Source organism: Tundrisphaera lichenicola (assembly GCF_051175385.1).
Classification (GTDB): Bacteria; Planctomycetota; Planctomycetia; order Isosphaerales; family Isosphaeraceae; genus Tundrisphaera; species Tundrisphaera lichenicola.
Map to the genome: position 1 here is coordinate 7,366,987 of NZ_CP195106.1, position 25,657 is coordinate 7,392,643.

Below are 25,657 nucleotides of genomic sequence, written 5' to 3' on the forward strand. Positions count from 1 at the left end.
CGATGGACCGGAAAGGTGAGCTTACGGGGTCGGCATTCCTCGATCTTGTTCCAGAAGGGCCCGCGCCGGGGTTCGGGCTGGGGGTCTCGTCGTGGTTCGGGAAGTCGCGGCGAGTCGAGCGGGAGGGTTTCGATGATGGGGCTTGGGTTCGTTTGGCTCGATGTTCCGGGGGAGGGATGGGCGGTTCGGATCCGCGATCTTGGGTTCGTTCGGCGCGGGGGTGAGGGGGCGATCTCCGGTCCTTGGGTTCGTTTGGCGCGGGGGATCGGGCCGGGCCTGGGTGGTCGGGGGGATTCTTGGGTTCGTTTGGCGCGGGGGTCTTCGAGGGGAGTCGGGGAGTCCAGGCCCTTCGGGATCTTGCCATTTCATGGCGTTGGAATCGCTTGTGATGTCGAGACTTCGGGCCGATCGGGCCCGTCGATCGTGAAATGCCATGAGTCCCGGCCACCCGACGGTTCCGCCCCTCCTGGGGATCGGATCGGCCTGGGTTTCCGCGACCCATCCCGGGATCTCCGGGTCCACCCAAATCGTCCGGGTTCGAATGGCCCCTTCCCGTCGGATAGTGAACTGATTATCATCGTCGGGCGCTCAGGGGGCCTGCCCGCAAGGGGGGTGCTCCGGGGCTGGATTCGTTCTCCCTCCTCCAGGAGTCGGGAGGCCCGCGATGGTGGACCGGATCGAGGCGTCTCGCGAACTCCTGCTCGGCCTGTATGCCCTGGAGAGCGGGGCGGTCGACCGCGAGCAACTGGTCGATGCGGTCCGGGCCTGGGCCAGTTCCCCCGACCGGGTGATGTCCGAGGTCCTGGGGGGGCTCGACGCGTCGACGATCGCCCGGCTGGAGGATCGGGTGGCTCGGGACCTGGAGGCGACCCCCGGAAGTCCCGAACCGACCATGACTTATACCCCGACGATCTCCGGACGAGGTCCGGGCCCGGGTTCCGAGGGCGGGGTCGGCGGGGGTCGGTATCGGGTCGTCCGGCCCCATGCTCGAGGGGGCTTGGGGGAGGTCTTCCTGGCCTTCGATGGCGAGCTGAATCGGCCCGTGGCCCTGAAGGAGTTGCAGTCCCGGAGGGCCCACGACCCGGACTCGCAGGACCGGTTCCTCCTGGAGGCGGAACTGACCGGGAAGCTGGAACATCCCGGGATCGTCCCGGTCTACAGCCTGGGCCGGTATCCCGACGGCCGCCCCTTCTACGCCATGCGGTTCATCGAGGGGGAGACCCTCCGGGCCGCGATCGAGCAGTTCCACCGGGCGAGCCCGAAGGGCTCCGGGGCCGAGGACCGGGACCTGGCCTTCCTCCGGCTCCTGGGGAGCGTCATCGACGCCTGCAACGCGGTCGCCTATGCCCACAGCCGGGGGGTGATCCACCGCGATCTCAAGCCCGAGAACATCATGCTCGGCCGGTTCGGCGAGACCCTGGTCGTCGATTGGGGGATGGCCAAGTCGTTTGAAGATAAGGGTTTGTGCGATGATGGATCGGAGGCGGCCGAGCCGGTGGACCCGTCGATGACCCGGCCGGGCTCGGTGGTGGGGACCCCCCGGTACATGAGCCCCGAGCAGGCGATGGGCGACCTGGACCGGGTCGGCCCGGCCAGCGACATTTACGGCCTCGGGGCGATCCTCTATTGCCTGTTGGTCGGCCACGCCCCGTTCCCCGACGGCGACCTGGCGAGCGTCCTGGACCGGGTCCGCCGGGGGATCTTCCCGGCTCCTCGGAGGTTGCGGCGGTCGGTCGACCCCCGGCTGGAAGCCATCTGCCTGAAGGCGATGGCGACCGACCCCGGCGATCGCCAGGGGTCGGCCCTGGACCTGGCCAACGACCTGGAAGCCTGGCGGGCCGACGTCCGCTATCGAGGCGAGCAGGAGCTGGCCCTCGGCCAGGCGAAGGGGGCGCTCACCCGGCTCTGCCTGGAGCGGGCCCACGGCTGCCTGGGCCGGAAGGAGCACGCCGAGGGGATGCTCTGGCTGGCCCGGGCCCTGGAGAACGCCCCGGCCGAGCCCCCCGACCTCCAGCGGGTCATCCGGACGAGCCTCGGCGGCTGGCATGCCGGCACGAAGCTCCTGGTCCGGTCGTTCCGCCACGACGGCGAGGTCCACGCCGTGGCTTTCTGCCCCGAGGGCCGGAGGCTGGCGACGGCCTCCGGCGACCGCGCGGCCCGTCTCTGGGACCTCTCCACCGGGTCATCCCTGGCCCCCCCGCTCAAGCACGAGGGGTCGGTCCGGGCCGTCGCGTTCCACCCGGACGGCGACTGGATCGCGACCGGGTCCGACGAGGGGACCATCCGTCGCTGGGATGCCCTGACCGGCGAGCCTCGGGGCGAGCCCCTCCGTCACGGGGCCCCGGTCGCCTGGATGGCCTTCAGCCCCGACGGTTCGAGGATCGCGGCGGGAGGCCCCGGAGCGTTCTCGCTCTGGGACGCCATCGAAGGAAAGCCGCTCTGTGCCGAGGCTTCCGACGCCGGGGTCCTGGCGGTCGCGTTCGCTCCCGACGGCTCGACGATCGCGATAGCCCGGGAGGATGGCGTCGTCCAGATCCGGGGATCCGCGACCGGGGACCCGCTCGGGCAGACCCTGAATCACGGGTCGGCGGTCCGGGCCCTGGCCTTCGACTCGACCGGCCGGAGGCTCCTGGCCGGCACCGCCGACGGCGAGTCGCGGCTCTGGGACCTCGACCGATCGGCCCCGATCCTCTCGATCACGCACGGGGGCGAGGTCCATTGCGTCGGGTTCCGGCCCGGAGCCGACAGCTTCGCGACGGCCTCGGGAGATGGGACCGGCCGACTCTGGGATGCCCTGAACGGCCGGCCGATCGGCGAGCCCTTGACGCATCGGGACCGGGTCGACCGCCTGGCGTTCCGGCCCGACGGCCTGATGGTCGCGACGGGGAGCCCCGACGGGACGGTCCGCCTCTGGTGCGCCTCGACCGGCCTGCCGATCGGCCCCCCTTTGGAGAAGGCCGGGAAGGGCCGGTCGATGGCCTTCAGCCCCGACGGCCGGAGGCTGGCCACCGGTGGCGTCGACGCGGTCGTCCGCTGCTGGAAGGTCCCCGACCCCGTCGAAGGGACCGTCGAGCGGGTCTCCTGCTGGGTCAGCGTGACGACCGACCTGGAATTCGACGAAGGCGACGCCATCCGCCGCCTCGACGGCCCGATGAGCTGGGACCTCCGCCGACGCCTGACCGAACTCGGCGGCCACCCGCTGCCGGAGGCGCGGTGAGCGGCCGGGTGAGAGGATGAGCCCCGAAGTCCAGAGAACCTCGATTGAAAATGTTTGCGACCTTCTATCGAGGATCGAGGAATTTCTTCGGGAAATTCGCGGGCGGCGAGAAGCCGAAAATTCGGGATTACGCATCTGATAATTATGTGAGGAGCCGGAGCAGGTCGGCCTTGAGCCGGTCCCAGACGCCCGCCTCCTCCCGGGCCCGGGAGACGCCGATGGGAGGTGCGGCCGGAGCAGCCCCACTCCTCGGGCACGTCCTCCCAACGGGTGCCGGCGGCCAGGACGAACCGGATTACCCGGAGGGCCGTGCGGTGGCCGATCCTTGGCCTGCCGCCCTTGGGCCCGGCCGGCTGGTCCGTTGGCAAGTGATGGGCGACGGGGTCGAAGAATTCGTCCGGCATATGGGCGGCAGCCTCCCTGGACGGCTGCAGGCCGTCCGAATGCGAGGACGACGTGGGCGTGCCTTAGCTCGGTAGGGACCCCGTGGGTCGGAAGCGATAGGGATGCGGAGGGTTTTTCCCGCGGGGGCGGAGCAGGGCGAACCCCGCGGCAGCCCGGCCCGGAAGGATCGCCCCACCCGGTTCGCCGGGCTGCATGGCAAGCCCTGATAACATCTTGTTGAAGACTTCAACCCCTCAAATCTACCGCTAACGTCCCCATGCCTGGCGGATGAAATTGGGCTTCCCCTCGATGTTACCGACCAGGTGAGTGCTGATGAGCCGATTACCAGCGACACTCCGCAAGTGCAGCGCGACGTAGATCGTCACGGCGAAGATGAGGCCCAGACCCTCGTCGCGTGCTTGGAGCCGAAACCACGCACGCGTCAGCCCCGACTTGCCGTCGAACCAGGGGGCGATTTCCGCTTCAAGCCCACGAGGAGCCTCCTTCAATCCCTCCAGTGCGAGCCCGAAGCCGTTGAAGCCGACGGCCAAGTTCGGTAAGCCGGGAAGTTTCCCCGGCTTATGCACCACCACGAGGTAAGCCCCATCGGCCTCCGCCTCGACATGTTCCACCGTCATGATGGTCGGGTAGAGCCTCGGTGCCCTGCCCAAAAACTCATGACCTCTCGCCGTGTCGGACATGGGCTCCAGATAGGTAACCGGGAGGCGAAACCCCGGCGGGTGGAGCATCATGGCCGGGGTGCGGGTATTCCCGATCCGGGGGATGGCGAGATCGGGCAGCCACCGCTGGGGGTGTGGATCGGTTTGTACCGCGATGACACCTCCTCCCCAGGGGCCGTCGAGGCAGACCGATGGCTGGACCTTGGCGGGATAGAGCCCCCGGTTGGCCTCGAGGAAGATGCGGTCGTTGTCATCCAGGAAGCCGCTATTTTCGGGGTCGGCCAGGACATCCGGCATCACCGCCCATCCGCACGGCATTTGCCCTTCGGCCCAGGAAGGGTAGACGATATATCGCCGTTGCGGCTCGATCCGGAGCATCGCTGGTCCCTCCGCCTTCCCCGGAAGCCCATGGAGGCCTCTTCCGGCCTGCCCGCCGTGGATGTTACCCATGCTCGAGGCGGGATGGCGATAGTAACGAGGCGATGCGGGGGCTCGGTTGGCCAGAGCCCACCCGGATGTCTCGGATCGGTCCGCACCCCTCGGTTAATCCTCCGCCGCCGGCCCCGGTATTCTGGATGTGTCTCACGAGTCCCCCCAACCGGAGGCCGTCATGCTCTACTCGCAACGACGATTCGACGACGATGTCCGGCTCTGCAAGCGGGCCACGTTCGGGGCCTTGATCGGCCTTTTGGCCTTGCTCGCATGGGCGCTGACCTACGCCTCGCTCCATGGCACGGGCGACAGGCCGATGGTCGGCTACCTCAGCGGGTGGCTGCTCGTGATGGGCGCGCCCTTCATCGGAGGAGGCGTGCTCTGTGGGTTCGCCGTCCATCTCCTGCGGGAGCGGCGCAGATGACGGAGGGCGACCCCGGACACCGCCCGTTCGTTCCGAGCGACTTCAGGTGGCGCGAAACGCCGTGGCTCGACCCGGGCTTCGTCGGGCACGCCCTTCTCATCTCGGGATATTGGGGTCTGCTCGCCGGGCATGGCCGCTGGGAATGGCGGCTCGGCGTAGCCATCCCATGCCTGGCAGTGATCGTCGCGCGATGGTCTCGGGACGGGAGGCGGGGGAGGCGGATCCGCAGCCTCTAACCTTCCGGCAACATCTCTCCTCTCCCGACGAAAACGGCCGGCGCGGCAGGATGCCGGCCGGCCATCTCGCTGGCTTCCAAGCCGCCTGCTTCAGCTCGAGCTGATCGAAATCCGCCTTGGTTTGGCTTCGATGCTCTTGGGCAGCTCGACCCGGAGCACGCCGTCCTTGAGGGTGGCCTTCACGGCCTCGGCGTTGACCGCCTCCGGTAGGCTGACCGCTCGCTCGAATCGGCCATAGGCACGGCCATTATAGAGGTATCGCCGCCCCTCCTCGGCCTTGCGCTCACCCTTGATGATCAGGGTATCCCTGTGGACGGTGATCTCGACATCCGACTCGGCCATGCCGGGCATCTCGGCCTCGACCCAAATGTGGTCGTCGTCGGCCCACATGGCGATCGGCGCGGCCGTCCAGGCCCGATTCACCAGGTCATCCTCGCCGAAGACGCGGTTGAACAGGACATCCATGCGGTTGGCGGGGAAGGCGGCGACGGGAGTTTGGCTGTTGCGAGTGATGGGGAGCATTGGGAACCTCCGATTCAATGGTCCACGGGCAACGGTTGAATGGGAAATCGCCAATCATGCGAGAGCGGCCTGGCCGGAGGCCCGTAGAACACCGACCCGTCGGCCACTTCCGGGAAACAGAAAGGCAAGCCGCGCGCCAATCATCGGCCGTTTGATCTAAATCCTATTTTTATAGTATCTTAGGTTGAATTGCCGAGAAAAATCAGGCCGGTTGCTGACTGCCAAGTTGGCGGGTGTGTCACCGTATCATGCTCCGCCAAATTGACAGGAAGGGATGGGGCCCTCAGGTCCGAACATCAGAAATCCGGCAACATCTCCTCCGCCTTCGCGGCCCGGATCAGGTCGGTGATCGCCCGGCCATCCTTGGTGAGTGCCAGGCCCGCTCCCTGACATCCCGGGCAGAGCCGGGTCCGCGGCCGGTGAGATTGGTCGGGCATACGCCCATGCCCCTCGCAGGACGGGCAGGGAACGTACAGGGCAATCCGTTTCATTTCTGACATCGCCTCGCTCCGCCGGGCGGATGGTGGACAAAACCATCGTATCGTGGCGAGAGGGTTGCGCCAAGGCGGTTTGGTCCTGGCCACCGGTCGCGGAACGGGTAGAATCGCGGCCGGATTGAGATAGCGTTGACCATTCCCATGACTAGTGCGGAGGCGATCATGACTGCGATTCTCTCACTGACGTTGGCCCTCGGGCTCTGCGGCCTGGCGGCGGACGACAAGGCGGCCGATCCGGTCGGGACGTGGAACTGCGAGTACGAGATCGGCGGGGAGCAGCGGACCTCCACCCTGGAGATCAAGAAGGACGGGGACAAGTTCACCGGGACCATGAGCTGGGCGAACCAGAAGGACGAGAAGCTCAAGGACCTGAAATTCAAGGACGGGAAGATGACCTTCTCCGCCGTGAGGAAGATCATGGATCGCGAGATCCCGATCGACTACACCCTGACCGTCGAGGGGGACAAGCTCAAGGGGAAAGGCGAGGTGGAGGTCGGGGACCGAACGCAGGAGTTCGAGATCGAGGGCAAGCGAGAGAAGAAGGACAAGTAACCGCGATGCGGGGCGCGTCGGGTCGATCCAACCGACGCGTCCGCCGGATACTCGTATCGGAGCCTACCCCGTGACGGGAGAGTTGCGATGCGGTGCCAGGTCACGCACTCCCGCCGAAAAACATCCGCGCCCGCCTCGCGAGATCGCCGAGGAACTCCGCCAAAACTTCCACCCGAACCTGGGCGATCCAGTGTGGATCGTACTGGTCTGAAGCTAGCCGCACCTCGAAACTTGCCAGAGGGGCCGGATGGTCGCTTTCGTAGGTGCAGGCGATGGAAAGGTCTTCGTCCAGGCTGGCCACCCGCTTCTCGCCGTCCCAGCCCCCGCGATTGGTGGCGAGGCTCTCGAAGTAGGCGACGAAAGCTGCGCGATCAATTCCCCAGGTCTGGCTAGAAGCCGAAATGCCCCTGTTCATCAATGAGGCGAGATAATTACGCTCCCCGTCCTCATCGTCATAGAGAGCCCTCAACGCGAAATACGCCGGCCGATTCTCCCCGCTCATCGCGAACTGGGCGATCTGGTCGCAATCCTTGGGTAGCGGAACTGGCATGAGGCTCTCCTGCCGCCCCGAGGTGAGCAGCCCAACTCGTTGTGCTGCCGCCCGGGCCCAGGATACCGCGTCCGGCACGCTCTCAACCAGAACCTCATTCGGATGCAGCCGAGAAACATCCAGAATTGGGAGGCGGGCAATGAAGGCAGTCGTTGTGACGGATCAGGTCGCGGGAATGGCAGGGCTGAAGCTGGTGGAGCGGCCCGAGCCCCGGGCAGCGATAAACGATGTCGTCGTTCAGGTTCATGCCTCTGGATTCACCCGGGATGAGCTGACGTGGGCCCCGACCTGGACCGATCGCCTCGGCCGTGATCGGACGCCGTCGATCCCCGGCCACGAGCTGGCCGGAGTGGTCACCGTCCTCGGCTATGGAACGACGGGCCTGTCGGTGGGACAAAGGGTGTTCGGACTTACCGACTGGTATCGCGACGGCACGCTGGCGGAGTATGTCGCCGTCGAGGCGCGCAACCTCGCGTCGTTGCCGTACGATGTGGACTTCACCGTAGGCGCGAGCCTGGTGATGTCGGGCCTGACCGCGTGGCAGGGGCTGTTCGATCACGGCCGGCTGCAAGCGGGGCATCGCGTCCTGGTGCACGGCGCGGCCGGGGTGGTGGGTTCGATGGCGACCCAGCTCGCACGCCAGGCCGGCGCTCACGTCATCGGAACGGGGCGGGCCGCCGGCCGCCAGGCGGCCCTCGACTTCGGCGCGCAGGAGTTCGTCGACCTCGAGAACGACACCCTGGAAGATGTCGGCGAGGTCGATCTGGTTTTCGACGTACTCGGCGGAAACATCGGAAGGAGGTCCGCCGGCCTGATTTGCACGGGTGGAACGCTGGTGACGATCGCCGGGCCGCCCGAGGCTCGCCCCGCCGACGGACGGGCGATCGACTTCGTTGTCGAGGCCGATCGCTCCCAACTGGTCGAAATCGTCCGGAGGGTGCAGGACGGACGACTGCGAACGAACATCGGCAAGGCCTCGACCCTCGATGACGCTGTTGCCGCCCTTAACGCAACCGAGCGACGCGCGGGGAAGACGATCATCCGCGTCCGTCCGTGAGTGACACGCGCCAAGGACGGCCATCCGATCGTCAGGCCGGTCACTTTCGGCCCCCGACACCGCCCATTGTACCAGGCCGCGGGGTCGATGTTCGTACATCGGAACGATCGGGTTGAAGCCCAAAATCACCGACGGGGCCGCCAAGGTCAGGAGTGGTGCGGTTCGATCCTGCGCGATGCCTCGGTTGGGGAATCAAGGTGGTGCCCCGTGATCAGGGCCAGCCCGCGAGGCGGATCGAAAGGGCTACGGCATTCGCCGGCGACGCTCGCCGGTCGCACGTAAGCGCAGCCCTTACGCACGTGTCATCGCCTTTACGCCCAGCCGACCTTGCGGCCCTGATTCTGTTCCTTGAGCCAGTCGAGCAGCGGGGCGTAGTAGTTCATCATCGGGCGTGCGGTCAGGGATTCTCCGGTGGTCTCGCGGAGGACGGCGTCCCAGTCTCGGGTGGCTCCGAGGGAGAGGATGCCCCGGAGGAACTTGCCGACCTCGGCGTTCCCGTAGTAGTTGCAGTCGCGGGGGTCCTGCTTGAGGATCACCCGGGCGATGTGGTCGTGGAGCTGGAACTTGAGGACGGTGGCGATCGCGTAGTCGTAATACTGCGCGGGGTCGTCGTTGATGTGGGTCTTGGTGGCGGCGTCGCAGAGGGTCTCGGGGCGGGGCCCGGGGGGGGTCATCCCCTGGTAGCGGAGGGCGTGGCCCCACCAGGCGGCGTTCAGGTCGCCGTCGGGGATGGTCCCGGCGTAGAAGTCGCGTTCGAAGTGGGTCATGACCCCGGCGGAGAACGGCAGGAAGACGATGGACGACCCGTCGAGGGCCGATTCCAGGAGCCAGGTCACCGGGTCGGCCTTGGCGGCGGCGTCGGAGAGCAGGCCGACCGACTTGAGGTAGGGGCGCTGGCCGGCGGCCAGGCTCATCAGCTCGCCGATCGCCTCGTGGTAGGCGCGGTTGGCCCCCTCGCGGAGGAGGACCGGGACTTCCGGCGTGGTGTAGCTGATGTAGTAGTAGATATGCCCGAGTTCGTGGTGCGCCGTGGTGAACCATCGCATGTCGGGCTCGATGCTCATCAGGCTCCGGACGTCGTCGCGGAGGTCGATGTGCCAGGCCGAGGCGTGCGAGTTCTTCTTCCGGCCGGACTTGGGGTCGGCGGGGTAGAGGTCGGACCGTTCGTAGAACGACTTCGGGAGCCCGGGGAAGCCGATCGAGACGTAGAACTTCTCGGCCTGCTCGGTGATGAATTCGGGGGATTTACCTTTGAAAGGGCCATCGGCGTCGACCCCTTCGACCAGCCCCGGCCAGTTCTGGCCCCACCGGTTCGAGAGCCAGTGGGCGGGGATCGGGCCTTCGGGGACCGGGGCGTTGTAGCGTTTGGCCAGGGCGTGCTTGGCCCAGGTGTGGAGCTGCTCGTAGAGCGGCCGGACGGTCTCGACGATCCCGTCGCAGGTGGCGATCATCTGGTCGACGGTCTGGCCGTAGTCGGCGACCTGGAGGGCGAAGAACGAGTCGAACCCGACCGACCGGGCGACCTGGTTCCGGAGGTCGCGGAGCTTGAGGATCCCGTCGCGGAGCGGGGCGCCGATGGACTTGGAGGTCTCCCAGACCGCCCGGCGCTCGTCGAGGTCGCGCGACTCGATCAGGGCCCGGTCGATCGCGTTGGCCGAGGGATGTTCGGCCGGCTTTCCGGGGCGTTCGAGCGTGTAGACGAACCCGTCCTGGGCGGCCGACTGCTGGGCCTCGGCCTCGGTCCGGGCCTTGACCACCTCGGGGATCGTCCCGGGGACCTCGGCCGCCCGGAGGCGGACCTTCTCCAGCTGACGGACCTGGCTTTCGTCCAGGTCGGCCTTGTTCGCCAGGAGATCGCGGACCGCATTGATCACCCGGGGCGACCCGACGAACTCGTTGAGCGCCTGGGCCTTCTCGATCTGGGCGGCGGTGTGGGCCTCGGAGACGTCGGTCGAGGCGGCCCAGGCGGCCTCGTTCGCGGCGGTATAGAGCGGGAGGAAACCCCGGACGTACCCGCCCAGGAACTCCTCGGCCCGGGCGATCGTCGGGCCATCGAAGGCCGAGGCCCGGAGCGAGGCCCCCAGCGCCATCGGCCCGGCCGAGGCGAGGGCCAGGGCCCTCCGGAGGAACGAGCGTCGGGCGTGAGTCGGGATCGAGGTCGGCTCGGGCATCGGGGGCGACTCCGGGTCCAGGGGTGGGAGGGCGGTCCCACCCAGGATGACCGGTCCTCGACGGTCGTCAAGGGGCGAGCACGGGCGATGGGCCGAGGGCGCTCCTCGGGCCATCCGGATAAATTAAAATCCAGGGCGAAAAAAGCTCGACAAACGTCATGCCGACGATTAATGTCTCGCCGGATCAGTCCGAAGGAATCCGCCAGGTTGCGGATTCGACGTCCCGACCGTCGTCCCACCCCTCTCGGCGCGGTCCAGGCCCAGCGGCCCTCCCTCTGAACATCCCGAACATTCACTCCCGCGCTTTCTATCAGGCATAAAGGCGGTCCTTCGTGGGAACGGTCGAGAATCCAGGGCCCAAGGCGGGCCCGCGATCGCGAATCGCGGTCCTGCTGGTGGTCTTCAACGTCATCCTGCTCGGTTCGCTCCTCTACAAGACCTTCGGGCGCGCCTTGACTCCCTCCGGCGGGGTCTCGGTCTCGCTCACCAACGGCCTGCTGACGCCGATGGTCGACCTGAGGCTCGAATATCCCGGCGGCAAGCTGGAACTCCCCCGGATCAACCCCGGCGAGCGGGTCGGGCACTCGATCGCGAACGTCAAGGGGTTCGACGCCATCCTGACCTTCAAGGATGAGGCGGGCCATGCCTTCCGGGAGACCATATCGGTGCAGCCTCTGGATGAATTCCTGATCCTCATCGAGGTGCTCCCCGTCCTGGAAGAGTCGACCCTCACGACGGCCGATGGCGCCGAGGTCGAGGTCATCAAGGCCTCGACATCGAAGGTCCGGGTCATCACCGCCTACCAGGCGCCGGTCTCATACAACTAGGTCGATCCGGATTCGTATCGACATCGCGGATCGATGGCAGGGGCCATTCCACGGCCAACATGAGGTCGTGGAGACGGCCGATTCCCCGGCATACCGGCCGGGTCTCGAAGCTCGGAACCACCCCAAGGGAGGCGAAACTCCATGATCGGCAGGCGCGAAGTGCTTCGGAAACTGTGGGCGATGCCCCTCGGCGCGGTGGCCGCGGCGGGCGTGTTCGGGCTGGCCGGCTGTGGCCAGGATGAGGGTCTCCCCGCGCTCCCGATCAGCAAGAGCAAGGACGACTTTCAGAAGGACAACGAGAATCTCCCGGGCATCCCGGTCAAGGATTCCCGCAAGAGGAAGAAGTGATCTCCGATTCCGAGTGGGATCCGGTCACTCCCGATCCGCGTCGACCGTCCGCTTATTCCCCGGTCGCCCCGTCGTCCTCGATCCGCCCATCATTCCTCGGCCCGAAGATCGAAGCCGAAGGTCCACCGAAGGAGTTCTTGATGTCGAAGTCCGTCGCTCGTCGAGGTTTCACGCTGATCGAATTGCTGGTGGTGATCGCGATCATCGCCGTCCTCATCTCGCTGCTGCTGCCGGCCGTGCAGGCGGCGCGCGAGGCCGCCCGCCGCGCCCAGTGCTCCAACAACCTGAAGCAGATCGGCCTGGGCCTGGCCAACTATGAGAGCGCCACCGGGTCTTACCCGATCGGGGCCTTCCACGGCAACGGCGGCGGCGACCCGAGCTATAGCCCGTGCGCCGGGCGGCACGAGCACAGCATCCACCTGTCGATCCTGCCGTTCATCGAGCAGTCCCAGATCTACAACGCACAGAACTTCAACGTCCATTACGATTTCGTGCAGAACAGGACGGTGGCGGGCGTCGCGGTCAACACGTACTTCTGCCCGAGCGATCCCGACGTGGCGGAAATCCGGCCGGAGCTGGGTTACACCATGAGGCACGTCAGCTACCGGGGCTCGACCGGCACGGCCTACTACGTCGGCCGCTTCGCCGAGCCTGGATGCGATCCGGCCTACTCGGCCCGCATTTCCAAGCACGATGGCATGTTCTCCTACAATACCAATGCCAGCCTGGCCAGCATCACCGACGGCACCAGCAACACGATGGCCTTCGGGGAGCTGGCCTACGGATTGCTCGACCAGGGCGGCCGATGGGACTGGATCTGGTGGACCTCGGGGAACAACGCCGATACCCTCGCCAACACCTTGCAGCCGCTGAACCCCCAGAAGAAGATCAATCAGGGGACCACGAATACCGGGCTGCTCGGGATCAACGTGGCGATCCTCTATCACAGCTTCTCCAGCCGGCACCCCGGCGGGATGAACGCCGCCTTCGCCGACGGCTCGGTCCGGTTCATCAAGGACACGATCAACACGGCACCCTATGACGCCTCGTCCGGCCTGCCGATCGGGATCACGCAGGATTCCAACGGGGTCATCTCCTACCCGCCGGGCACGCCCTGGGGCGTCTGGCAGGCGATCTCGACCCGGAATCGCGGCGAGGTCGTCAGCGCCGACTCGTACTGATCGGGCCCGGCCCCATCTCCGCCGACCCGATATCCAGGCCCGGCCCTCCTCCGCGGAGGGTCGGGTCTCCTCATTCGTGGCCGGGCGATCCGCCGAGTCGGCGATCGTCCGGCCGATCCTCCGAAGACCTCCGACAGGACACCTCCGATGCAACCCACCGTGAACCGTCGCGACTTCCTCTCCGCCGCGGGTGCCGCCAGCATGGCCACGCTGGCCCTGGGGGCCTCGCCGCAGAAGCCCGCGGGCGACCGAAGGCCCGTGGTCATCAGCGGGTCGGCCAAGGTGGCCGAGCTGGCGATGGAGCGGGTCAAGGCCGGCGCCGACCCGCTCGACGCGGCGATCGAGGGCGTGGCCCTGCTCGAGGCCGACCCCGAGGACCACTCCGTCGGCCTGGGCGGGACGCCCAACGAGGAGGGCGTGGTCGAGCTGGACGCCGCGGTCATGCAGGGCCGGACCCACGGGGCCGCCGGCGTGGCCGGGCTCCGGAACATCCTCCACCCCGCCGCCGTCGCACGCGCCGTCCTCCAGCACACCCGGCACGTCCTCCTGGTGGGCGACAACGCCCTGAAGTTCGCCCGGGAGCACGGCTTCCCCGAGGTCGACCTCACCACCGAGGCCACCCGCAAGGCCTGGATCCAGTGGAAGGAGGAGAAGCTCCGGGGCAACCGCTATCCCCAGTCGCTGGCGATGCTCGACGCCGAGGCCCGCGAGATCAACCGGCGGGTGACCCACGGGACGGTCCACTGCTCGGTCCTCGACTCCCACGGCGACCTGGCCTGCTGCACCACGACCTCGGGCCTGGGCTACAAGGTCCCCGGCCGGGTGGGCGACTCTCCGATCATCGGCGCCGGGCTCTACCTGGACAACACGGTCGGCTCGTGCGGCTCGGTCGGCCTGGGCGAGCTGAACATGGCCAACTGCGCCAGCTACCTTCTCGTCGAGTTCATGAGGCAGGGCAAGACCCCCAAGGACGCGATCGTCGAGGTCCTCAAGCGGATCGGCGAGGTCTCGACCCGCGACCCTCGGTTCCGCGGGCCTGACGGCAAGCTTAACGCCGGGGTCGTGTTCTACGCCCTGGCCAAGGACGGCACCGTGGCCTCGGCCAGCCTCGACCGGCCGGCGACTTACTTCGTCCACGATGGCGACTCGGTCCGGTCATTCGAGACCGACGTCCTCATCGCCTGAGCCGCTCGCGAGCCCCGGGGGCAGGGCTCGCGAGTCGGGCGGGCCGGGGTGGCATCGGTCGCCCCGGCCCGTCCTGCGGACGATAGGCCGAACGTCGATTTTCGGCCCGATGGATTCGGTACTTGTGAATTGGAAGCAACCTGTTATCATCGACGCTCCGTCGCGGTCCCGAAGCAAATCCTGGCGTCCGCAAGCCCGACCCGACCACGGTCCGGTCGACCGAGAGAACCAATCGATCATGTTGGGCATCTATTTTTTCTTGAAGATGATGCTCTTCTTCAGCATCGTGAAAGCTCTCGTGAAGTTCGAGACTCTCCAGGATCATTTCCTCTTTCTCGGCATCCTCTACACCTCATTGGTGGCCCTGATCAGCTATGTTTTCGTCGTGAGCACGCGTCAGCTTGACCTGCATGCCGCGTGGCTGCTCCGGGCGAGCGCCGCGACCGGCCTCTCTCCCTGGCTGACCTGGCTGGCCGCGACCCTGATCCTCTCGACCGTCTACTTCAAGCTGATCAGCAAGTTCGGCGATGGGATCCTGTTCTGGATCTTGCTGGTCCTGGGGATCCCGCTGGTGCTCTTCTGAGCGGTTCGCCCCGATGGGGCCAGGCCCCGGCCCCGGGTTCGAGCGAGCGATTGAGGAAAGCGTCCCGATGAACATCGTCTTCTTCTGCCAGAGCTGCGGCGCCCGGTTCGAGGTCCCACCGACTTCGGCCGGCAAGAAGGGCCGTTGCAAGAAGTGCGGCCAGATGATGGCGATCCCCAAGCCCCAGGAGATCGCCTCGATGATCGCCATGCCGGCCCTCGCCGCGGTCGGCGCGGGGGCCGATGGGGGCGACTCGATGGCGTGGCTGGCCAATGCCAACAGCAACGTCGGACTCAAGCCGCTGACCGTCGAGAGCCTGCCGATCGGCAAGACGGGGAGGCCGATCAAGGCCCGGATCGACGACGACCTGGGCGACGGGCTGCCTTACGAACTGGCCAAGCCCGCCCGCCCCAAGAAGGGGATGCTGGTCTCGACGGGCCGACCGGCCAGCGGCGCGAAGATGGTCTGGCGGAAGGAGCTGGGCAGCGTCCAGCGCGTCTTCCGGTGGCTCAACGAGACGGCCTACCTGGTCTCGGTGCCGTTCCTGATGGTGATCCTCCTGGGCGCGATGACCCGGAGCCGCCCGCTGGCCCTGTTCGGGGCGACGGTGGTGGTCCTCCTGAACCTCACCCGGGTCGTCACCGGCCTGGCCAACATCGCGGTCGTCCCGTTCCGCGAGGGGATCGCGCAGGGGATCATGTTCCTGATCCCCCCGCTCACGTTCGTCTACATGTCGAAGCACTGGAACAAGCTGAGGAAGCCGACCCTCCGGGTCGTGGGCCCGATCCTCACGATCGGCATGGTCCTGCTGGCCTTCACCTTCATCCCCTCGCTGAGCAACCGGGGCAAGGGGGCCGCCTCCCTGGGCGTCCGCGACGAGGCCGCCGCCCTCAAGCGGGAGATGATCGGCGAGGTGAAGCGGGCGAAGTCGGTCGACCTCGGGAAGGTCGGGGAAGAGGCCGCGAGGAAGGCCCGCGACGTCGGCGGTCAGATCAACTCGATCGGCCAGCCGTAAACCCACCGAGTCGGGGACCGGTGGGCGGGTCGGATCGGCCGACTCCTTCCCCCCGGATCGTTGATCGCTCACGAACACCGGATTCAGGACACGAGAATCATGGCCGCGCCCGAAGACGCCCCCTCGGCCTTGCTCGACGCCGAGGTCATCGAACTCGAGCCCACCGTCGCCCTCGGCGCGCTCCACCTCGGGCCCGACGGCTCGATCCCGGTCGACCGGTCGCGGGACTCGATCCCCGTGGCGATCGTCGCGGGGCCCTCCGGGGGGAGCCTGGCGGGCGAGACCAACACGCTCCGACGGAGCCGACTGGCGGCCGCCTCGATCTTCCTGGCCGTGGCCTATACGGTGCTCCTGGCCTGGATCCTGCTGACCGGCGACGATGCCAACCACCACATGGTCTGGGTGATGGCGGCCGTCCGGCTGGCGCTGGCGGCGACCCTCGCGGTCGTGCTGGTCCGGGACGTCCCGATGACCGCCGCCCAGGTCCGATGGGCCGAGTTCTCGCTGTTCGGCGGCCTGACGACGATCGTGGTGATCTCGCAGTTCGTGGTGAACCGCGACCTCTTGCTGGCGGGCGACGTCCCGGGGACCGTCGCCTACATGAAGAACGGCATCATCCAGATGTACGCGCTCATGTTCCTCTATGGGGTGTTCATCCCGAATCACTGGAAGATCGCCGCCCGCGTGATCCTGACGATGTCCCTGGCCCCCCTGGTCAGCCTGGCCCTGCTGATGGAGCACCCCGAGCTGCTGGACGTCATCCACCGGGTCCGGTCGATCGAGTCGCCCGGGACGAACTTCCTGATCCTCCTGATCGGCGCGGGGCTGGCGATCTACGGGGCGCACGTGCTCAACGGCCTGCGGGTCGAGCTGCACGACGCCCGGAAATTCGGCCAGTACCGGCTCCTCCGGAAGATCGGGGTCGGGGGGATGGGCGAGGTCTATCTCGCCGAGCACCAGCTCCTGAAGCGTCCCTGCGCCCTGAAGCTGATCAAGCCCGAGGCCGGGGCCAACCCGGTCGCGCTCGGCCGGTTCGAGCGCGAGGTCCGCTCGGCCGCGAGGCTCTCGCATCCCAACTCGATCGAGATCTACGACTACGGCCATTCCGAGGACGGCACGTTCTATTACGTGATGGAATACCTTCCCGGGATGAGCCTGCACGACCTGGTCGTCAAGGCCGGTCCGCTCCCCGCCGGCCGGGCGATCTTCCTGCTTCGCCAGGCCTGCGCCGGGCTGGCCGAGGCCCACTCGCTGGGCCTGGTCCACCGCGATCTCAAGCCCGCCAACATCTTCGTCGCGCGTCGAGGAGGGGAGACCGACATCGCCAAGGTCCTCGACTTCGGCCTGGTGAAGCTGACCAAGGATCCGGACTCCGTCGCCCTGACCTCCGAGTTGACCGTGAGCGGGACGCCCTCCTACATGGCCCCCGAGCAGGCCACCGGGAGCCAGGATCTCGACGCCCGGGCCGACGTCTACGCGATGGGATCGGTCGCCTACTTCGTCCTGACCGGCCAGCCGCCGTTCGCGGGGGAGAGCGCCTTCGCGATCATGATGGCCCACGCCCGGGACCCCGTCGTCCCCCCCTCGAAGATCCACCCCGGCATCCCCGAGGACCTCGAAAAAGTCATCCTGACCGCCCTGGCCAAGAAGCCCGAGGAACGCTATCCCGACGCCCGATCGATGGGCCGGGCCCTCGCCGCCTGCCAGGCCGCCAGGGATTGGGACGCCGACCGCGCCGACCTCTGGTGGGCCGAACTCGACCGGGAAGACGCCGCCTCGGCCGGGTCGGCGTGATTGACCGGCGTCGCCGATGGCCGAAAATCCCGCCTACTCGTGCTTCCGCAAAAGCCGGCTCGGCAGCGCCATCAGGTCGACCGCGATGTCGACGAGGATGGCCCGACCCTTGGTGAGCCACGCGGCCGCGAAGGCCCAGACGGCGACCCACTCCCCCCAGAACAGGAAGTTGTAGTCGTTCAAGCGACGTTTCAGCTCCTCGGGCACCAAGAAGATGTGGGCCCCCATCGCGATCAGGCTGAGCAGGATTACGAGGCCGCTGGCCCGGTAGATGAAATCGCGAAGGGACTCGTGGGGGGCGACCTCGTGCTTCCCCGACCGGGCGTCGGGGAAGTGGTACAGGGAGTAGAAGGCCAGCGTCAGGAAGAACACGCCGCCGCTGAGGGTGTGAAAATAACCGAACAGGGACCGCTGATGCAGCGGATCGCTGCCGGCGTCGAGCGGGAAGAGGGCGACGCCGAGGGCGGAGATGCACCCGAAGTATCCGGTCCAGCTCTCGATCCAGTCGTAGCCCCGATAGCAGAACAGGAAGACGCCGATCGCGCACATCGAGCCGACGAATACGTCTCGCAACTCGGTGTGATAGTAGCTGCTCATGTTGTCCTGGATCTCGATCCCGAAGGCCAGCCAACCCACCGGGCCGAGCACGACCGGCAGGATCAGGCCGATGATGCCGATGGCACGCCGGACGCCCAGGTAGGACATGACCAGGGTCTGCGTGCCCTTCGACACGGGACGGTCCGTCAGCCTGCCCATGACTCTACGCATAATGATTCCATCTCGGGTTCGGGAAGCTGAGACGCCGGCTCCTTTCCCTAATCAGCATTTGTAGCCTCTCGGCAAGCCTTGTGCCGAGCGTTCACGATGCCCCGGATCACCGGCCCCGAACCATTCGAAACGCTACGGACTGCCCATCCCGGCCTTGCCGCAGCAGATCGAAAAAACGCTTCATCCCCAGCCCAATGTCACGAGGATGAAGTCCGCATCCGACATTGAGCCGACCAATCGCCTCATGCCAATTAATGCCTGTTCGAGATGCTCGGGCCTTATGAGAGAGCCTTCGTCAGTCAATGCCGCACCGGCGGAAACGACCAGGGACCCCAGGTGCCCCAGGCATGCCGCCATGATGTTCAGGTCGGGGAAAATCTCCTTCGGCTCCCACCCACCGGTCCCATGCTCCGCGAAGAGCACCGTGCCGGAGCTTCGGGACAGGATGAACGGGTCGCCACCCTGGTCCGCTACCACGAGCCAGTCATCATCCCAGTCCTCAACGGGCTGGCCGTTCAGCCCGTTCCAGCGATAGCCCGCCTGGAACTTCCAGAGGTTGGCCAGGCGGGGTAGAAAGTATGGATTTCCATACGTCTCGATCTCGACATCGACAGGCCCCACCTCGAGAAAGTATTGCTCGAGAGGGGCCGGGAGCGAGATTTTTCCCTTCCACATGCCGGGCGGTTGAGGCCGGATGCGCCCATGGATCGAGAGGAGCTTCCGGACTTGCTCGGCTGTGACCATGGATTAACCCGCAAGAGACCGATTATGGGACTCTGGCCCACGATCGCCAGAATGTCCTCAAATCCATCCCGCTCGCCAGCGCGTTTTCGATGTCGCTGGTCTCTGCGCGGAGCGGCCGGGATCAGATGTCGCCGCGACTCGTGTTTATCGGAGCGCCCGTCAGGCTGGGCCGACCACCGACTTTCGCCTCGGATTGGTGACCGGATATTCGCCGGCTTGCGTCAGAAGCCTCACCAGATCGTCGCCGCCGTGTTCCCGGGCGTAGGCCGATTCTTCCTCGGTCGCTCCGAACACCTGGTACAACTCGACCCATCCCGAGGACAATCGAAAGTTCGGATCGAAGGAGACCGGCAAGGCCAGGATCAACCAGCGCAACTCCGATGACTCCGGCGTGATGGAGGCTCGAAGCGGGATGCGGTCGTAGGGCTCGATCGGATCGCGTCCGGGATAGCGACCGTGTGCCAGGAGGATCTGGAACGCCATCAGATGTTGAAGCCGGAGGATGGCCCAGTCTCCCTGCTCCACGGTCTCCAGGACAAACTCGCAGCCGAATCCGGAGGGCCCGTCCGCGCGAGGCTCATCGTCTTCCCATGCGTTCGACATGCCCGATGTCACGTACAGCCAGGAGGACCGAGTCGCGGTTGGGCTGTATTCAAACACGCCGTAAAAGAGCCATCGAGGATCGAACGAGGGCTGCTGGAACGTCTCCAGAAAGATGTCGTGCGAGAGGGTGAAAATGCCTCGCTGGTCCGACCCGAATCGCTCGGGGTAGATGTTCTCTTCGCGATCCGCCCACGCCCCCTCGAACCAGTCTTGCCACGATGGGGACGACACTCGGGCTCCTTATCGGCAGTTCTGATATCGGTTGGGTTCGTGGAACTGTTCGGGAGATCGAACGCCGTTTGGTAGGTCTGCGACGGCTTCGCTTCAGGGAGCAGGCCGACTGGATGAGATCTCGGAGAGTACCGTTGCTCGCTAGCCCTTGGTAATGGACCGGATCAAAACACTTGCTGGCCACAGGCTGAAATGCCCTTGATGATCCCGGTTGACTGTCGCGGCGACGACAACGTGACGTGCATTGAACTTCCCGAGTTGCTCCAGGCTATACCCGATGGCATCGAGGTCGAAATCAGCCCATAGGCTTGAGGAGTAACCTGGGAGGCATTCGCTCTTGGGGATGTGCCAGATCGAGACTCCCTCGAACCCCAGGCCCAGACCGCCCGCAATACGGATCGTTTGACCGTGGAGCCGATCCAGCAACGCGATAACTTCGTTGACTTTGTAGACGTGAGCATCGTCCATGATCGCGCATCCTGGGCCGAAGCCATCGGTCATTCCATTGCCTCCCTCTCCCGATGCAGGGAGAGGGAGGTAAGGAACGACTTGGAGGGTTCTTCCTCAGTTCGGCTCGGCGAAGGCCTTGGCGTCGGGCTTGTCGATGACCTTGAACTCGGACATCTCCACCTTGACGAACGGGTTGCCGTCGCGCTTGCTCTCGGACTTGGTGGCCCGCTTGACCCCGTCGAATTCCTTGTAGTCGCTGAAGGTCGTGTCCTGGACGAAGTCCTCGCCCTGCCAGCCCTTGACGGTGGCGCTGAGCCTGACGGGCAGGCTCGACTCCTTGTCGAGGTAGAGGGTGAACTTCTTGCCGTCGGGGCCGGTCCCCTTGATCACGTCGGCGGGCTTGCCGTCGACCTTCTCCTCGGGGGCGGATTCGAGCTTGAAGCCCTTGCCCTTGAGCGGGAGGATCGTGGGGACCGCCTGGAGGTAGGCCCGGTGCTTCTCGGCGGCGATGGCGTCGTCGTCGAGGTCCTGGAGGTCGTCGCCGAACTTCCTCCAGCCCTTATCCCCGTCGAGGATCGTCAGGCCCTTGACCTCGTTGCCGTTGAAGTCCATCTCGAACTCGGCCCGGTGATGGTCGAGCCCCTGGACGGTGGTCTTGGTCTTGATCGCGGTCTCGTTCTCTTCGAAGGTCAGGGTGCCCTGGCCCTTCCAGGTGGCGTTGGCGGCCTTGGCCAGCTTCTCCTCGCCGCCGAGGGCGGCGATGGCCTTGTCGAGGAGCGGAGTCAGGTCCTTCTCGTCGGCCCGGGTCGGGGTGCCGGGGACCGCGAGGAATGCCGTCAGGGCCATCGCGCCGAGGAGCCGTCTCATGGGGATCGTCTCGCATGGGTGACTGGAGAGTCCGGGCGAAGCTCGCCCGGTTGCGAGTCCGAAATTACTCGATGAGAGGGGGCGAGACAATCGTTGAAATCCTCAATAGGAGTCGGCCGAGGCGACCTCGCCGCCGTTCCGGCTGCCCAAGGCCTGCCAGGTGAGGACGTTGATCGAGTCCTTGAGGAACTGGACGTGGCCGTCGCAGAAGAGCGAGTTCACCCCGCCGGGGTGCCGGCTCCGGGAGGTGACGTTGAGCGAGAGGTTCTGCCAGTCGGCCGCGCTCTTGTCGCTGTGGGGCAGTCCCCCTCGGCAGTCGTACCGCTTGTCGTTGGGGGGCCGCCGGTGGTTGTACATGCTGTGCCCGGGCGCCCCGTAGAGCCACTTGACGCCCCGGGTCGGCTGGAACCCGGGGGGGGTGGAGGTCAGGCAGAGGCTCGCGTAACTGGCGTCGTCGAGGATCGGCGGGCCGTTCCCCGCTTTGTTGCTCCCGGTGATGACGAACCCGGCCAGGGGGTCCCTGGCGAAGACGGTCTGCGTGTTCAGGCCGGTCGGCGAGCCGTCGGTCGATCGGACCGTCTCGCTGACCGCGACGGACTGCGAGGTCCCGTCGGTGATCGAAGCGATGGACACCGCCGAATTCTCGAACAGGATGCCGTTGGGCGGGATCGCCCCCGAGGGGGGCTTCTGGACGACCGAGTATCCCGATCCGACGTTCATCAGGTAGTTGTGCGTCGCGTAAGGCCCGCCCCCGACCGGGACCAGCGCCGGCCCGGGATCCGACGGGCAGAGCAGGGTCCCGACCACCATCACGGCCGCGGTCTGGTTCACCACGGCGCTGGAGTTGGTGTAGTCGGGGTCGGGGTTCATGCTGAAGTTCATCGCGTTGAACAGCGGCTGCATCTCCATCTGGGGGAGCAACTGGGAATAGGCCCCCCAGCAGTGGCCGTTGCCGCTGATGTAGGTGTTGATCCGCCCCGGCGGGAACACGTTGGTGATCGAGTGGTAGTTGTGCAGGGCCAGCCCGATCTGCTTCAGGTTGTTGGTGCACTGGATCCGCCGGGCGGCCTCGCGGGCCGCCTGGACCGCCGGCAGGAGCAAGGCGATCAGGACGGCGATGATCGCGATCACCACCAGCAGCTCGATCAGGGTGAAGGCGGCCCGGCAAGATGGGTTGCGCATGTGATGTGCCCGGAGGTGGAGAACTCCCGCGCCGATCGCGTGCCCCGCTGATCGGAGGTCTCCGTTATACGACGGGCGGCCCCTATCCACAATCCGGCGCGAATTCGGGGTTGTCTCCGGCTTGCCCCGGACCCTTCGCGTCAATCCTGGCCGGGTCGGCCTGGATGCCGTACTTCTGGAGCTTCCGGTAGAGGGTGACCCGGCTGATCCCCAGTTCCCGGGCGGTCCTGAGCCGGTTGTTCCTGTGATTGGCCAGGGCCAGTTCGATCTTTCTCCGCTCGGAGTCCTGACGCAAGAGGGTCAGGGAGTCGGGGACCCGGCCCCGTGCCGCGGACCTGGACCTTGCGGATCGGGACGGCTGGTGGTTCTTCCGGACTGTCGCGGGCAGGTCCTCGATCGGGATGATCTCGCCTCTGGAGCGTCGGATGGCCCGCTCGATGGTCTCGCGAAGCTCTCGGATGTTGCCGGGCCAGGGGTAGGACATGAAGGCACGCATCGAGTCCGGGGAAAACTCGCGAGCCGGGCCGTAGCCGAGGCCGGCGAACTCCTCCAGGAACTTCCGAGCCAGGCCCGGAATCGCGTCGCCGCGCTCGCGGAGCGGGGGCAACCTCATCGAGAGGACGTTGAGCCGATAGAACAGGTCGGCGCGGAATCGACCCTCGGCGACCTCGGTTTCCAGCGGCATGCGGTTCGTGACGATCAGTCGGGCCTTCACGGGCAGGGGTATGTCCGACCCGATTGGCTCGAAGGCCCGATCCTCGATGGCCCGGAGGACCTTGACCTGTAAGGACATCGGGAGCGAGCCGATCTCGTCGAGTACGAGGGTCCCGTCGTCGACCTCGGCGAACGCGCCGACCCGATCCCGATCGGCTTCGGGGAAGGCTCCTCGGGCGTGACCGAAGGCCGCGCTCTCGATCGATCGGGCCGATATCTCCAGGAGGTCGACCGACAGGAAGGGGCGGTCCCGCCGAGTCGAGAGCCCGTGGATCCGCCGGGCCAGCCACGTCTTGCCCGTCCCGGGCTCGCCGGTCAGCAAGAGCGTCGCGTCGAGTCGGGCGATCGTCCCTTCGATGCTCGGGATCCCGTCGAGATTGAAGCCCAGGCCATGGGGAGCCTCACGCCCGCGGATCTCCAGGAGATAAGCGAGCCGCTTCCGATCGATCGGGCGGGTGAGGCGTTCGGCCACGCCGACCTCGAAGAGGGCCTCGGCCCGACGGTCGCCCCGCCCCTCGTCGATGACGATCGTCTCGACGAGCCGGGAGGCCTTCCGGGCCGGTCGGATCAACTCGGCCCGGTCCCGATCCCCGTCCTGGTGGACCAGGAGCAGGGCGAACGATCCGGTCGACAACCGGTCGCGGGCCTGGATCTCATCGGCGACGACCTCCAGGGCGAGCCCGCCGATCGAGTCGATGGCCGCCCCGATCTCGACAGTCAGCGACGGATCGCTCGTGACTAACAAGACGGGCCGGCCCTCGGGCGGTGGGCACAGAAGGGGAACGTCAACGGGGGAGAAACCCGTCTCCGTGATCGGTCGGTCGGACATCGAAGGAACTTTCCGCTCAACGATCGATATCCCGACGGCCGGATCCTCCCGACCATCCGGTTAGATCCCCCCCGAAAATGCGCCAAGCCGGGACGACCGGAATTGGCGGGATGACTCGCGAGGCAACCCGTTCGCGACGTCGAGGGGCCAATTCGCTAATTGTAGCCGAGCGTCAATCTCGAATCCGCGAACTTGCAAACTCATACTTATCATGGTCGCGAGCCATTATCCAACCGTTTTGATCCGAGATCCCGGAAACGCGGCCCATCCGGCTCTATGGAGGTTGAAACCAAAGATTCGATGAATATCAAAATCGACGGACAGCGTCGTCCGTCGAGCGGCAATGGGTCGTCGATCGGGCGACCCAGCGTCGCGCCGCCCGATCTTCGACGGCCCGGCGAGACCAGGTCGCCGGAGTCCGATCACCAGGCCATCGATCACACCGCCGGATAAAAGGGATGATGCGTGCGATCGACGGCTGGTGAGGTCGGGATCACCCCATCGGGTGCCCTGGGTAGAGTCTCGACCCTTCGGCGCAACAGGGAGATCGTCCTTGGGTAGGGACCATCAAGGTAGATATCGAGGAGGAAGTATCCGGAGAATCGAGGGGAGGCATGTCGGAGGGTGGCTTCCGGATCGGATCGACTCGGAAGCCGGCATGACTCGATTCTCGCCGTTGTCAGCTGCCTATACGCACCGGGTCGGCGTTCGTCACGGAGCCCGGGCGGATTTTTGAACATTTCGGGCCGATCGGCCGGTAAAGTAAGGCGAGCTGGTCGTTCCGATGCAGAGGTTGGACGACGTCCCACGCCGATGCTGGGTCGGCGTCCTTCGGGTCACGGGGGGCAGGATTTGTGGAGCGAGAGGAGATCGACCCGCGGCTGACCCAGATCTCGACCCAGTGGACCCTCGTCTTCCAGGCGCACCAGGGGACGCCGGAGGAGGTGGCCGCGGCCCAGTCCGAGCTGATGAGCCGCTACGCCGGGGCGGTCCACCGCTATCTCCTGGCGGCCCTCCGCGACCCGGAGGCGGCCGAGGAGCTCGATCAGGAATTCGCCGTCCGGTTCCTCCGGGGCGACTTCCACCGGGTCGACCCCGCCCGGGGCCGTTTCCGCGACTTCGTCAAGCGGGCCCTGCGAAACCTGATGATCGACTACCACCGGCGCAAGAAGGTCCGGCCCCGGCCGATGAGCGGACTGATGCCCGAGGCGGCCGACCCGTCCTCCAAGGAGGGCGAATCCGACTTCGATCGTCGGTTCCTGGCCAGCTGGCGGGCCGAGATCATGTCGAAGGCCTGGAGGTCGCTCGCCGATCTCCAGGAGAAGACCGGGCAACCCTACCACACCGTGTTGCAGCTCCGGATCGAGCACCCCGACCTGACCTCGACCCAGCTGGCCGAACGCCTCTCGGTCGCCCTGGGGCGGCCGATCCAGGCCGGGGGCCTCAGGATGGCCTTGCAGCGGTCGCGCGACCGGTTCGTCGAGTTCCTGGTGAAGGAGGTTTCCGGGGGCCTGGACCACCCTTCACCCGACCAGATCGAGCAGGAGCTGATCGACCTGGGCCTCCACAAATACTGCAAGCCGGCCATCAAGCGTCGAGACGGGAAGCCCTGAT

At 66.5% G+C, this 25,657-nt stretch carries 24 protein-coding genes and 1 pseudogene; 12 read left to right on the plus strand and 13 right to left on the minus strand.

Going from position 1 to position 25,657, the window contains the following annotated elements:
- The first annotated feature begins 664 nt into the window (after positions 1–664).
- Positions 665–3,217 (plus strand): WD40 repeat domain-containing serine/threonine protein kinase, encoded by a 2,553-nt coding sequence (locus P12x_RS29260; RefSeq protein ID WP_435008643.1) that lies wholly within the window; start codon positions 665–667, stop codon positions 3,215–3,217.
- A gap of 269 nt (positions 3,218–3,486) precedes the next feature.
- On the opposite strand, the pseudogene P12x_RS29265 reads toward P12x_RS29260, so the two are convergent.
- Both P12x_RS29265 and P12x_RS29270 read right to left on the minus strand, forming a co-directional pair.
- Positions 3,487–3,621: pseudogene (locus P12x_RS29265) on the minus strand (IS5 family transposase); the annotation flags it as partial.
- Positions 3,622–3,867: 246 nt separating this feature from the next.
- On the minus strand, positions 3,868–4,659 hold the full coding sequence (locus P12x_RS29270; RefSeq protein WP_435008644.1) for a hypothetical protein: 792 nt from the start codon (positions 4,657–4,659) through the stop codon (positions 3,868–3,870).
- 232 nt (positions 4,660–4,891) lie between these two features.
- Here P12x_RS29270 and P12x_RS29275 point away from each other — a divergent pair, with 232 nt between their 5' ends.
- Positions 4,892–5,137, plus strand: a complete 246-nt coding sequence (locus P12x_RS29275; protein ID WP_435008645.1) for a hypothetical protein — start codon at positions 4,892–4,894, stop codon at positions 5,135–5,137.
- A gap of 326 nt (positions 5,138–5,463) precedes the next feature.
- On the opposite strand, the gene P12x_RS29280 is transcribed toward P12x_RS29275, so the two are convergent.
- The gene (locus P12x_RS29280; RefSeq protein WP_435008646.1) at positions 5,464–5,895 is read right to left on the minus strand and encodes an Hsp20/alpha crystallin family protein; all 432 of its coding nucleotides are present in this window, start codon (positions 5,893–5,895) and stop codon (positions 5,464–5,466) included.
- Positions 5,896–6,191: 296 nt separating this feature from the next.
- The gene (locus P12x_RS29285; RefSeq protein ID WP_435008647.1) at positions 6,192–6,386 is read right to left on the minus strand and encodes a hypothetical protein; all 195 of its coding nucleotides are present in this window, start codon (positions 6,384–6,386) and stop codon (positions 6,192–6,194) included.
- Between the two features lie 168 nt (positions 6,387–6,554).
- Between P12x_RS29285 and P12x_RS29290 the strand changes: the two genes are divergently transcribed.
- Positions 6,555–6,944: a hypothetical protein gene (locus P12x_RS29290; protein WP_435008648.1), complete on the plus strand. Its 390-nt coding sequence runs from the start codon at positions 6,555–6,557 to the stop codon at positions 6,942–6,944.
- 100 nt (positions 6,945–7,044) lie between these two features.
- On the opposite strand, the gene P12x_RS29295 is transcribed toward P12x_RS29290, so the two are convergent.
- Positions 7,045–7,494, minus strand: a complete 450-nt coding sequence (locus tag P12x_RS29295) for a DUF6228 family protein (protein WP_435008649.1) — start codon at positions 7,492–7,494, stop codon at positions 7,045–7,047.
- 139 nt (positions 7,495–7,633) lie between these two features.
- Here P12x_RS29295 and P12x_RS29300 point away from each other — a divergent pair, with 139 nt between their 5' ends.
- Complete coding sequence (locus tag P12x_RS29300) at positions 7,634–8,551, plus strand: NADP-dependent oxidoreductase (protein ID WP_435008650.1); 918 nt, start codon at positions 7,634–7,636, stop codon at positions 8,549–8,551.
- A gap of 311 nt (positions 8,552–8,862) precedes the next feature.
- Here the strand turns inward: P12x_RS29300 and P12x_RS29305 are convergent, their stop codons facing one another.
- The gene (locus P12x_RS29305) at positions 8,863–10,722 is read right to left on the minus strand and encodes a M2 family metallopeptidase (RefSeq protein WP_435008652.1); all 1,860 of its coding nucleotides are present in this window, start codon (positions 10,720–10,722) and stop codon (positions 8,863–8,865) included.
- A 332-nt stretch (positions 10,723–11,054) separates the two neighbouring features.
- Here P12x_RS29305 and P12x_RS29310 point away from each other — a divergent pair, with 332 nt between their 5' ends.
- The 7 genes from P12x_RS29310 to P12x_RS29340 all read left to right on the plus strand — a co-directional run bounded on the left by P12x_RS29310 (position 11,055) and on the right by P12x_RS29340 (position 17,655).
- Positions 11,055–11,549, plus strand: coding sequence for a hypothetical protein (locus P12x_RS29310; protein ID WP_435008653.1), 495 nt, complete (start codon positions 11,055–11,057; stop codon positions 11,547–11,549).
- A 141-nt stretch (positions 11,550–11,690) separates the two neighbouring features.
- Complete coding sequence (locus tag P12x_RS29315) at positions 11,691–11,897, plus strand: hypothetical protein (RefSeq protein WP_435008654.1); 207 nt, start codon at positions 11,691–11,693, stop codon at positions 11,895–11,897.
- A gap of 140 nt (positions 11,898–12,037) precedes the next feature.
- On the plus strand, positions 12,038–13,078 hold the full coding sequence (locus P12x_RS29320) for a DUF1559 domain-containing protein (protein WP_435008655.1): 1,041 nt from the start codon (positions 12,038–12,040) through the stop codon (positions 13,076–13,078).
- A gap of 147 nt (positions 13,079–13,225) precedes the next feature.
- The gene (locus P12x_RS29325) at positions 13,226–14,263 is read left to right on the plus strand and encodes a N(4)-(beta-N-acetylglucosaminyl)-L-asparaginase (protein WP_435008656.1); all 1,038 of its coding nucleotides are present in this window, start codon (positions 13,226–13,228) and stop codon (positions 14,261–14,263) included.
- A gap of 238 nt (positions 14,264–14,501) precedes the next feature.
- Positions 14,502–14,846, plus strand: a complete 345-nt coding sequence (locus P12x_RS29330) for a hypothetical protein (RefSeq protein ID WP_435008657.1) — start codon at positions 14,502–14,504, stop codon at positions 14,844–14,846.
- A 67-nt stretch (positions 14,847–14,913) separates the two neighbouring features.
- Positions 14,914–15,861 carry a hypothetical protein gene (locus P12x_RS29335; RefSeq protein ID WP_435008658.1) on the plus strand — a complete coding sequence of 316 codons (948 nt, stop codon included), beginning with the start codon at positions 14,914–14,916 and terminating at the stop codon, positions 15,859–15,861.
- 99 nt (positions 15,862–15,960) lie between these two features.
- Complete coding sequence (locus P12x_RS29340) at positions 15,961–17,655, plus strand: serine/threonine-protein kinase (RefSeq protein WP_435008659.1); 1,695 nt, start codon at positions 15,961–15,963, stop codon at positions 17,653–17,655.
- Between the two features lie 33 nt (positions 17,656–17,688).
- On the opposite strand, the gene P12x_RS29345 is transcribed toward P12x_RS29340, so the two are convergent.
- The 7 genes from P12x_RS29345 to P12x_RS29375 form a co-directional block, all read right to left on the minus strand.
- Positions 17,689–18,423, minus strand: coding sequence for a hypothetical protein (locus tag P12x_RS29345; RefSeq protein ID WP_435008660.1), 735 nt, complete (start codon positions 18,421–18,423; stop codon positions 17,689–17,691).
- Positions 18,424–18,603: 180 nt separating this feature from the next.
- Positions 18,604–19,044 (minus strand): hypothetical protein, encoded by a 441-nt coding sequence (locus P12x_RS29350; RefSeq protein WP_435008661.1) that lies wholly within the window; start codon positions 19,042–19,044, stop codon positions 18,604–18,606.
- A gap of 282 nt (positions 19,045–19,326) precedes the next feature.
- Positions 19,327–20,001 carry a suppressor of fused domain protein gene (locus P12x_RS29355; RefSeq protein ID WP_435008662.1) on the minus strand — a complete coding sequence of 225 codons (675 nt, stop codon included), beginning with the start codon at positions 19,999–20,001 and terminating at the stop codon, positions 19,327–19,329.
- Positions 20,002–20,142: 141 nt separating this feature from the next.
- Positions 20,143–20,502 (minus strand): hypothetical protein, encoded by a 360-nt coding sequence (locus P12x_RS29360; RefSeq protein WP_435008664.1) that lies wholly within the window; start codon positions 20,500–20,502, stop codon positions 20,143–20,145.
- A 63-nt stretch (positions 20,503–20,565) separates the two neighbouring features.
- Positions 20,566–21,318 (minus strand): hypothetical protein, encoded by a 753-nt coding sequence (locus tag P12x_RS29365; protein ID WP_435008666.1) that lies wholly within the window; start codon positions 21,316–21,318, stop codon positions 20,566–20,568.
- Positions 21,319–21,420: 102 nt separating this feature from the next.
- Entirely contained in the window at positions 21,421–22,500 is a 1,080-nt protein-coding gene (locus tag P12x_RS29370) for a DUF1559 domain-containing protein (protein ID WP_435008667.1), read from the minus strand.
- A gap of 82 nt (positions 22,501–22,582) precedes the next feature.
- The gene (locus P12x_RS29375) at positions 22,583–23,959 is read right to left on the minus strand and encodes a sigma 54-interacting transcriptional regulator (RefSeq protein WP_435008668.1); all 1,377 of its coding nucleotides are present in this window, start codon (positions 23,957–23,959) and stop codon (positions 22,583–22,585) included.
- A 938-nt stretch (positions 23,960–24,897) separates the two neighbouring features.
- Between P12x_RS29375 and P12x_RS29380 the strand changes: the two genes are divergently transcribed.
- Positions 24,898–25,656, plus strand: coding sequence for an RNA polymerase sigma factor (locus tag P12x_RS29380; RefSeq protein ID WP_435008669.1), 759 nt, complete (start codon positions 24,898–24,900; stop codon positions 25,654–25,656).
- The last annotated feature ends 1 nt before the right edge of the window (position 25,657 follow it).